The sequence below is a fragment of the Hadarchaeum sp. (SeqCode) genome, from assembly GCF_038871235.1.
GTDB lineage: Archaea > Hadarchaeota > Hadarchaeia > Hadarchaeales > Hadarchaeaceae > Hadarchaeum.
Genome location: NZ_JAVZIN010000005.1, coordinates 101,451 through 109,734, shown reverse-complemented (window position 1 = coordinate 109,734; position 8,284 = coordinate 101,451). Strand labels below are relative to the sequence as shown.

Below are 8,284 nucleotides of genomic sequence, written 5' to 3'. Positions count from 1 at the left end.
CACCGGTGTTTATCGCCCTGTCAAGAACATCCCAAAAAGTTAGGGGCATCGTTATTCCTTTCCGAGAATTTTCTTACAGACCGCCACGGCCTCAATGGCATCGACGCCATACCCCTCAGCGCCGATATAATGGTTGACCAACCCGTCACCTCGTTTGTAAGCATTCAAGAATTTTATAATTATATCGATCATATCTAACAATTTTTCAATTTAATAAAAACTTTTTGTTCGTGTAAAGCTGCCAAGTTAACGCTCGTGGTCAAAACTCAACTCCAGACCGTTCGACTGTCATTTTCCATTCTCCGAATTGTAATTGAAATAGTGTCGAATAATGGTCGTTGCCCCTCTCGGTAACAAAATCACGCTTTCGTCGGCCGATGAATCTGGCACCGGTTAACGATGGCGGATGAGTTCGCTCACGGAGATCAGAGGTTTTCAGAACGACGCCTGTACAACCTAGCTAGCTGTGTGTATGCCTTCAGTGAATTCTGTGCCTGTTGTATCAGCATCTGGACACTCATTTTGCTAAACCACTCTAAACTTGCGTAGCAAGTTGACGAAATCCTCGGCGATATTTCTGATGGTTCATTCGACTTTCCCTTTCTGCGAGTAGTAGGGTGTGCGGACCGTGGTCCTACGCCGTTGTCCCGGCACAATCACTTCCCCATCCCCTCAAACTGGGCACTGTGGTCTGTGAGAATCTTCTTAGGCTTCGGTGGAAGCCTTTCAAGCAGTCTCATCAGATCGTCTGTATTGGCTCGTGATCAAGCCGAAGACCAGCAAATAGCGGCCATAGTTGTCAATGCAGATGGGAACAAGTATTTTTGCCCGTAGAGTCAGAACGGCCTCTTGGTGTCCAGCTGCCAAAGCTCATCCGGCCTTTTTGCCATGAAACCTTCCAGTCTACTCCTCCCACCCGTACCTGTTGAGCCAGTGTTCCTTCAGGACGTTGTTCATCGCAGTTCTGGACAGGCGGACGCCTTGAACGCATGCAGTCAGCTTTCCTCTCATAAATTTATGAAGAATGGCCAGCGCTTGCTGTACTCTTGCAGTTCTCCATCCGAACGCGGTCTAGATCGCTACGATCGCGGCCTCGACCTTTACGGTTTTTCCCTTCCTTGAGTTCCTCGGCTGGTCCCTAAAGCTTTCTTTTCCACGATGCTTTTTCCGCTTTGTACCACTCCCAAACCGTTTGCCTGCTGACTCCGAAAAACTCTCACTAAATTTTTACTCTCCCCCTCCTAATCATACTCGCCGTCTGGCGGCGTTTGCTGGGTTTTTGTCTAGGCATCGTGAGATGCCTCAATCCACCCTTGCCGGGGGTCTAACTTCTGAGGAATTATGGGGTGTTAAATTAAAAGGTTTACTTTACAGAAGCATAAGCTTTAAAAATTTTATTTTATTATTTTCAAACGGAGGGTCTAAATTGGAAAAGGGTCAAGCAAAAACTTCCGTAGTAATTTATGGGCTATTTGCGGTTGCAGTGATTGCTTTGTTGATCGCAGTTTATGCTATAGTTTCAGTTCCAAAGGTAGTACCAGGCACTACCACGACCGTGATATATACCTATACGACATCACCCACGACTCCGACTCCCACAACTACTCAAACCATAACACCTACAAAAATTAGATTATCTGTAAACACCTATGGGATGGTTTTTGCGCCGTATATTTTGGCCGAGGAAAAAGGTTGGTTCAAAGAAGAACCATTGCTTGATGTTGAGCTTCTTTACTTCGCAGACTGGGGTGGCACATACTCAAGTTTCCTTGTTGGGGACGCTGACATGACTGACATGTCACTGACAGCGGCAGCTACCAACATTATTGAAGGTAAGGACATAGTGATGTTTCACCCTACTTGCACCTATCCTGTGAGGTATTTTGCGCTGAAGACGTCTGGAATTACTAGTGTGGCGGATATGGGAGGGAAAACTTGGGGTTCAGGGGCGCCGGCCTGGACTGGTACTCTACTTTTCAAGATAGTAGCAGGCAAATATGGAATAACAATAGGCGATCCAGTCATCGCGCCAGTCCCAGCGCTTTACGAGTCGATCAAAAAAGGAGAAATAGACGCCGCTTATTTGGATGCGGTAACGTATGCAAAAGCTTGGAATGATCCAGATATGGTTTCCATCAATTTATACGAGGAGTACAAGAAAGTGACCGGAAAGGAATACCCACCAGCCCAGTATATGGTCACTAGATCGGATTTCTTGCAGAAAAATGAGGAAGCACTTAGAGCATTCTGCAGAGTTTTCGAAAAGGCAGTGAACTACCTCAAAGAACACCCGCTGGAGGCAAAGGCATTCTTGCAGATAAAGATGGGAGTGGATGCCTCGACAGCAGCTTTCTATTATGAGAACTATTATGTCTGGCATCTCGGTTTCATCACACAAGAAATGAAAGAGAGCATTATGTTTGCTTGGGATCAACTCTATAGCGTCGGAGCGTTTAAACAGCCAGTTCCTGATCCCGATTCACGAATTGTTGTTCTTAAATAAAATAATAAAACCGCAATAGCCTTTTTTTACTTTTAAAAATAAGTACCGGTCTTTTTAAAAACGCAATTGTTTGATAGTTTTCTACTTTAATATGGATGGTTCCTAAGAAAAATCACTGTTTAAACAAGGCTTTGGTTTTTAAGTCATCTCAAGGCTGGCGGAAAGGCGGACAATGAAAAGGAGGCAATGTCTCTGCAAACAGAACTCATGGGCCCCTTTGTCTGCTCTCCTCCGTAGCCTTCGGAGCGACTACTGAAAGGTTTTAAAAAAATAAAAAACCAAAGGAGAAGGGCCTCGCTTATTGCCTTACTTCCACGAACCAAGCTTCAAAAATACGGCGGCTCTGCGAGGAACTTGGACCGCATACGGTTAATTCGGCCGCGCGCTGCTCCAGCAGGAGGAGCAGAAATGTGGAAGTTCTTCACAGGAGGAAGAACAAAAATTATATCGAGCGACTTTTGAGACAATGAAAGATCACACGAGCGTTTGATAGTTTTCAACCACAGGTTCCGAAAGTGCGAAGATTCTGCTGGGTCTCGCCTCTTTTTGTTACATGTGGCACTATTCGAGGGACCGCCATTAGACAGGGGATGAGGGTTAATATCTAGGTGAAGGTGGGTTTAAATTGTACCGCGAAAAATATTATAAAACTTTTTAAATGATAAAATAAAAAAAATTAACAATATGTACTATCTCGAAGTAAAAAACCTGACAAAAAAATATGGAGACGTTACGGCTCTGTCTAATTTTTCGCTAGAAGTAAAACGGGGTGAATTGGTCTGTGTTATCGGACAATCCGGATGCGGCAAATCCACTTTATTGGGATGTATTTCAGGGATAAAAAGCATTGACGGGGGCACGATAAAGTTTGAAGAGGGTCATAAAAAGCACAAAATAGCGGCAGTATTCCAGGAAGATCGTTTGCTTCCATGGTATACAGCGGAAAAAAATATAGAGCTGGCCGTGGAACAATTTTACTCCGATCCAAATGAAAAAAAGGAACGAGTGGAAAAAGTTTTAGAACTGGTACGTTTGAAAGAGTCCAAGCACAAATACCCTTTGGAATTGTCGGGCGGGATGAGACAGCGCATTTCGATAGCTAGAGCACTAGCCATAGACCCAGACCTCCTTCTTATGGACGAGCCTTTTAGCAGCCTAGACGAGATAACGGCGGAGCATCTTAGAACCGAGTTGGAAAGGATCTGGCAAGAGACCAAGAAAACCATTATTTTCATAACGCACGATATAAGCGAGGCCGTTTGTCTTGGGGATCGGATCATTGTAATGACAGGTGCACCTGGGAGAAACTTTGGTGAAATCAAGGTTAACCTAAAACGGCCGCGAAACAAGACTTCTGAGGCATTTTTCTCTGTTTTGAAAAAATCCATGAGGATGCTTGCCGATGCCTCCAAAGCGTAGAAATATAGAAATTTTCAAGAGGTTATTGATTGGCTTAGTCATCGTGTTGGCAATGTGGTATTTGCTATCGCTTTTGAATCCGCTAGTGCCTCCGCCTCATGTTATTTTAGTTTATATGCTTGATATTGAAAAGATTGGAACTCATTTCTTCACAACCCTTTATCGAATTGGGTTTGGATTTGTGCTGTCAATCTCTGTTGGCTTGTTTCTTGGAATGAGTATGGGTAAATTCAAGACAGTTGAGGCCATTTTAGGTTCTTTCGTTGGATTTGTTTTAACCATCCCAGCAACAGTATGGGCGTTTTTGGCATTTATTCTGTTTGGAGTAACAACTTGGTCCGTGATTTTTGTTGCCATGATAACTACGTTTCCAATGGTGGCCTTCAGCGTCTCTGAGGGTGTCAAAAGCAGAGATGTACGTTACGATGAAATGGCCGATGTTTTCAGGTTCAGCAGATGGAAGAAGATCAGGAGGGTCTTTCTGCCCTATCTGTTTCCCTACATCATCGGCTCGGCAAGGTCGGCTTTCGGAGAGCTCATCAAGATAGCCGTTTTTACAGAATTATTGGGTTCAAATGTTGGAATTGGCTATGTTTTATCTTTCGGATGGAGTGTGGCCTCATTATATCTCATTCTCTCTGCGACTGTTATTGTTGTGGTTTTCATGCTAATAGTTGATTATGGGGTTCTTTACCCCATAGAAATCTATGCCACGAAATGGAAGGGCGGGTCATAAATGAAGCGAAAAGAGATGCTACTGAAAATATTAAAGAACAAATTCGTTGGCACTTTGATGGGAGCATCAATTCTTCTTTTAATCTGGCTGGCGCTTACTTTTGTTTATCCAGATTACTTGGTGCCGCCTATTCAAAAACCATTTGAACTGATTCTTGCTGAACATGATAAGTTCATGTATCACGTCGGCTACACTCTTTACCGAGTTATAATCGGGTTTTCTCTTGCTTTTTTGGTGAGCCTGCCGGTAGGCATAGTAGCTGGTCTGTATAGGCGCGCGAACATTTTGATAATGTCTACAATAAACATTTTGTTTTCTATACCAGCTATATGTTGGGTATTAATATTAATGATAATATTCGGATCAACTGAATTCAGCAGGTTTCTTCTACAAGTTATTGTTTTGTCACCAATAATGATTTTCAGCGTCACCGAAGGAATTAAGAGCAGAGATGTACGTTACGATGAAATGGCCGATGTTTTCAGGTTCAGCAGATGGAAGAAGATCAGGAGGGTCTTTTTGCCCTATCTGTTTCCCTACATCATCGGCTCGGCAAGGTCGGCTTTCGGCGTAGGCGTTAAGTTGATTATAATTGCAGAATTGATAGGCACGACGGTTGGAGCAGGCCTTCAGCTCCTTTATTATTATGGGATGGGAATGTTTGTTTACGTTTACAGCTATGCGATAGTTCTGATAGCCATTTACGTTGTTTTTGACTTAATAGTGTTTGGTGCAATCGAACGTTATGCTACCCGATGGAAAAGACAAGTTTAACCAGCGAGAGTCGGTAGAATAAAATAAAGGATTTTTGAGTAGCTTGATGGTCTTAATAAAAAGTTACTTAAGATCAAGTGCCCTTTTGATGGCCTCACGGTTAAAGCCGACGATAATTTCCCCATTTATATCTAGCACCGGCACACCCATTTGCCCCGATTTCTCCACCATTTCCACAGCGGCAGCTCTATCGCTGGCAACGTTTTTTTCGACAAACTCAATGCCATTTTCCCGCAGAAAGTTTTTAGCCATGATGCAGTAGGGACAGGTCGGGGTGGTGTAAATTTTAACCTCTGGTTGTTTTATCCCCATATCATACCTCATATAATTTTTTAGCTCATGAATATTTTAACTCTTGCGCCGCATTTTTGCCGGGTTAAAAATTGATGATTGCTCCTGCAGATCGATTGAGAGCGTCAAGATCATGAGTTTAATTAGCTATTAAGGGAAGAATCGCATTGAGCTAAATGGTGGTCGGTTCGACGGCAGATTTTATCCGGGCTCTATCTAGGAAAAGTAAAACTTATTATTCAAGGGGAAAACTTTATTGAAGGTGCCAGATGTCAGAATTAAGGGTTAGTATAGACCGGGACAATTGCATTGGCTGTGGTGCCTGTTGGGTGTCTTGTCCCGATGTCTTTGAGCAAAATCAAGCTGATGGCCATAGCCAAGTTGTGGGGCAATACCGGGCCGGAGATAGTCTCAGTGAGGGCAAGATTCCTGAAACTTTGGAGGGCTGTGCCAAAAGTGCTGAGGAAGCGTGCCCGGTGCAAGTCATTCGTTTAACCCGAGCTTAATGGGATAAACTGATTCATGATTTGGTCGGTTTCCAGTTTTTACGTTTCCCCTGTTTTCCCTTTTATTCCTCACAGTAATTATATAACAGAAAGATATAAATACCAGTAATTATTAACTTTTTTCAACTTAAGGTGATGAATCTGGAGAAAACGGCGGTCAGAAAGTCGGTGGCGGAAATAAACGAAAAGATCAAACGAGGCGATGCGGTGGTAGTTACTGCCGAGGAAATGGTCGAGATCGTCAGGGAAAAGGGACCGGTAGGCGCGGCTAAGGAAGTCGATGTGGTTACCACCGGGACCTTTGGTGCCATGTGCAGTTCTGGTGCTTGGCTGAACTTCGGCCACTCGGATCCGCCGATAAAAATGCAGCGCGTCTGGATCAATGACGTTGAGGCTTACACCGGTGTCGCGGCAGTTGACGCCTATATTGGGGCCACGCAGCTGAGCGAGACAAGGGGTATGGAGTATGGTGGCGGCCACGTTATCGAGGATTTAGTCAGGGGAAAAGAGGTTGAGGTCAGGGCCACCGCCTACGGCACCGATTGCTATCCCCGCACCCAGATTGAGACACGAATTACCATTAATGACTTGAATCAGGCGGTGCTCTGCAATCCGAGAAACGCCTATCAGAAATACACCGCCGCTACCAATTCCAGAAACGAGACTATCTACACCTATATGGGTACACTTCTTCCACGATACGGTAATGTCACCTATTCCGGTGCTGGGGAACTGAGCCCGCTGAATAAGGACCCCAATTATGAAACGATTGGAATAGGCACGCGTATCTTCCTCGGGGGGGCTCAAGGCTACATTTTCTGGGAAGGAACCCAGCATAACCCCACCAAGGCCTTGGGCACGATCATGACAGTTGGAAATCTTAAAGAAATGGACGCCCGGTACATCCGTGGCGCAAGTATAGATAAATATGGGACGTCCCTTTTTGTGGGTCTGGGTATCCCGATCCCGATAATAAATGAACGGGTCGCCAAAACTGCCGGAGCCGGGGATGATGAGATTAAGACCAACATCGTCGATTATGGCGTCCCTAGGCGAGATCGCCCGGTGCTCAGGGAAGTAACTTATGCTGAACTGAAGTCGGGTAAGGTCAGGATTGGAGACAGAGACGTGCCGGTTAGCCCGCTGAGCAGCCTCAAGCGCGCAAGAGAGATAGCTAACGTTTTGAAAAAGTGGATAGCCGAGAAGAGATTTTTCCTCACGGAGCCGGTAGAAAGACTCCCAACTGATAGGATTTTCAAGCCAATGAAACAGACGGGGGCAGTCTCTTTCGCGAAGGACTTGATGGTAAAGACGGTGGTGACGGCGAAACCTAATGACACTATTGTCAGCGCAGCCAAGATAATTGCCGAAAAGGGTTTCGACCACCTGCCCATCGTTGATGATGATGGAAGGTTGGTGGGAATAGTTACCTCATGGGACATCGCCGTGGCCGTGGCGACGAAGAAGAAGAAACTTTCCGAGATAATGACGGCGAAAGTCATCACGGCCAAGGAGGATGAGCCAGTAGAACTCGTGGCTAGAAAGCTGGAGAAGTATGGCATCTCGGGAGTTCCAGTAGTGGGATCAAAGGGTGAGCTTAAGGGTATAATCACCAGCGATGATTTATCCAAGTTGCTGAGGCGATAGAATGGTGAGGAAAATTTTGTTGAACTATTCGCTGGAGAGGGTCAAGGAGCCGATATTGTCCTACGTGATCAAGGAAACCGGTCTGGCCTTCAACATCCTCTATGCTGAGTTTGGTGCCAGTGGAGGAGAAATACTTCTTTCCATCGAGGCTCCGGACGCAGAGGTGGAAAGGGCTGTTGAACTCTTCAAGAAGAAAGGAGTGGAAGTAAAGGAGATCAAACGTGCGATTCACCTCGACCGTGATTCATGTATCGATTGCGGTGCCTGCTTGTCTCTCTGCCCCAGCGGCGCCCTGTATCAGGATAAGGATAACACCGTGCTGCTCGACGAGGACAAGTGCGTTTACTGTGAACTCTGTGTGCCAGCCTGTCCGGTAAAGGCGCTGGAGCTTTCCAAGTTCTAGGCGGT

At 45.3% G+C, this 8,284-nt stretch carries 9 protein-coding genes; 7 read left to right on the top strand and 2 right to left on the bottom strand.

The window, feature by feature from the left end; translation table 11 throughout:
- Positions 1-51 precede the first annotated feature (51 nt).
- Entirely contained in the window at positions 52-192 is a 141-nt protein-coding gene (locus QXT02_RS03580) for a hypothetical protein (RefSeq protein ID WP_342811977.1), read from the bottom strand.
- A 1,105-nt stretch (positions 193-1,297) separates the two neighbouring features.
- Here QXT02_RS03580 and QXT02_RS03575 point away from each other — a divergent pair.
- The 4 genes from QXT02_RS03575 (at position 1,298) to QXT02_RS03560 (ending at position 5,432) form a co-directional block, all read left to right on the top strand.
- On the top strand, positions 1,298-2,503 hold the full coding sequence (locus QXT02_RS03575) for an ABC transporter substrate-binding protein (protein ID WP_342811976.1): 1,206 nt from the start codon (positions 1,298-1,300) through the stop codon (positions 2,501-2,503).
- A gap of 684 nt (positions 2,504-3,187) precedes the next feature.
- Positions 3,188-3,922 carry an ABC transporter ATP-binding protein gene (locus QXT02_RS03570; RefSeq protein WP_342811975.1) on the top strand — a complete coding sequence of 245 codons (735 nt, stop codon included), beginning with the start codon at positions 3,188-3,190 and terminating at the stop codon, positions 3,920-3,922.
- A complete protein-coding gene (locus QXT02_RS03565) occupies positions 3,906-4,658 on the top strand; it encodes an ABC transporter permease (RefSeq protein WP_342811974.1) in 753 nt (250 codons plus the stop codon). Before QXT02_RS03570 ends, QXT02_RS03565 begins: the two co-directional genes overlap by 17 nt.
- Positions 4,659-5,432, top strand: a complete 774-nt coding sequence (locus QXT02_RS03560) for an ABC transporter permease (protein WP_342811973.1) — start codon at positions 4,659-4,661, stop codon at positions 5,430-5,432.
- A 63-nt stretch (positions 5,433-5,495) separates the two neighbouring features.
- Here QXT02_RS03560 and QXT02_RS03555 read toward each other — a convergent pair whose 3' ends face one another.
- Positions 5,496-5,744, bottom strand: a complete 249-nt coding sequence (locus QXT02_RS03555) for a glutaredoxin family protein (protein WP_342811972.1) — start codon at positions 5,742-5,744, stop codon at positions 5,496-5,498.
- A gap of 248 nt (positions 5,745-5,992) precedes the next feature.
- Here QXT02_RS03555 and QXT02_RS03550 point away from each other — a divergent pair, with 248 nt between their 5' ends.
- From QXT02_RS03550 to QXT02_RS03540, 3 genes are all read left to right on the top strand, one after another.
- On the top strand, positions 5,993-6,229 hold the full coding sequence (locus tag QXT02_RS03550) for a ferredoxin (protein ID WP_342811971.1): 237 nt from the start codon (positions 5,993-5,995) through the stop codon (positions 6,227-6,229).
- Positions 6,230-6,364: 135 nt separating this feature from the next.
- A complete protein-coding gene (locus QXT02_RS03545) occupies positions 6,365-7,876 on the top strand; it encodes a homocysteine biosynthesis protein (RefSeq protein WP_342811970.1) in 1,512 nt (503 codons plus the stop codon).
- 1 nt (position 7,877) lies between these two features.
- Positions 7,878-8,279, top strand: a complete 402-nt coding sequence (locus tag QXT02_RS03540) for a 4Fe-4S binding protein (RefSeq protein WP_342811969.1) — start codon at positions 7,878-7,880, stop codon at positions 8,277-8,279.
- The last annotated feature ends 5 nt before the right edge of the window (positions 8,280-8,284 follow it).

What these genes read in the sequence shown, in the direction of transcription:
- QXT02_RS03580 (WP_342811977.1), bottom strand. Translation starts at nt 192, where the DNA reads ATGATCGATATAATTATAAAATTCTTGAATGCTTACAAACGAGGTGAC.
- QXT02_RS03575 (WP_342811976.1), top strand. Translation starts at nt 1,298, where the DNA reads ATGCCTCAATCCACCCTTGCCGGGGGTCTAACTTCTGAGGAATTATGG.
- QXT02_RS03570 (WP_342811975.1), top strand. Translation starts at nt 3,188, where the DNA reads ATGTACTATCTCGAAGTAAAAAACCTGACAAAAAAATATGGAGACGTT.
- QXT02_RS03565 (WP_342811974.1), top strand. Translation starts at nt 3,906, where the DNA reads ATGCCTCCAAAGCGTAGAAATATAGAAATTTTCAAGAGGTTATTGATT.
- QXT02_RS03560 (WP_342811973.1), top strand. Translation starts at nt 4,659, where the DNA reads ATGAAGCGAAAAGAGATGCTACTGAAAATATTAAAGAACAAATTCGTT.
- QXT02_RS03555 (WP_342811972.1), bottom strand. Translation starts at nt 5,744, where the DNA reads ATGGGGATAAAACAACCAGAGGTTAAAATTTACACCACCCCGACCTGT.
- QXT02_RS03550 (WP_342811971.1), top strand. Translation starts at nt 5,993, where the DNA reads ATGTCAGAATTAAGGGTTAGTATAGACCGGGACAATTGCATTGGCTGT.
- QXT02_RS03545 (WP_342811970.1), top strand. Translation starts at nt 6,365, where the DNA reads ATGAATCTGGAGAAAACGGCGGTCAGAAAGTCGGTGGCGGAAATAAAC.
- QXT02_RS03540 (WP_342811969.1), top strand. Translation starts at nt 7,878, where the DNA reads ATGGTGAGGAAAATTTTGTTGAACTATTCGCTGGAGAGGGTCAAGGAG.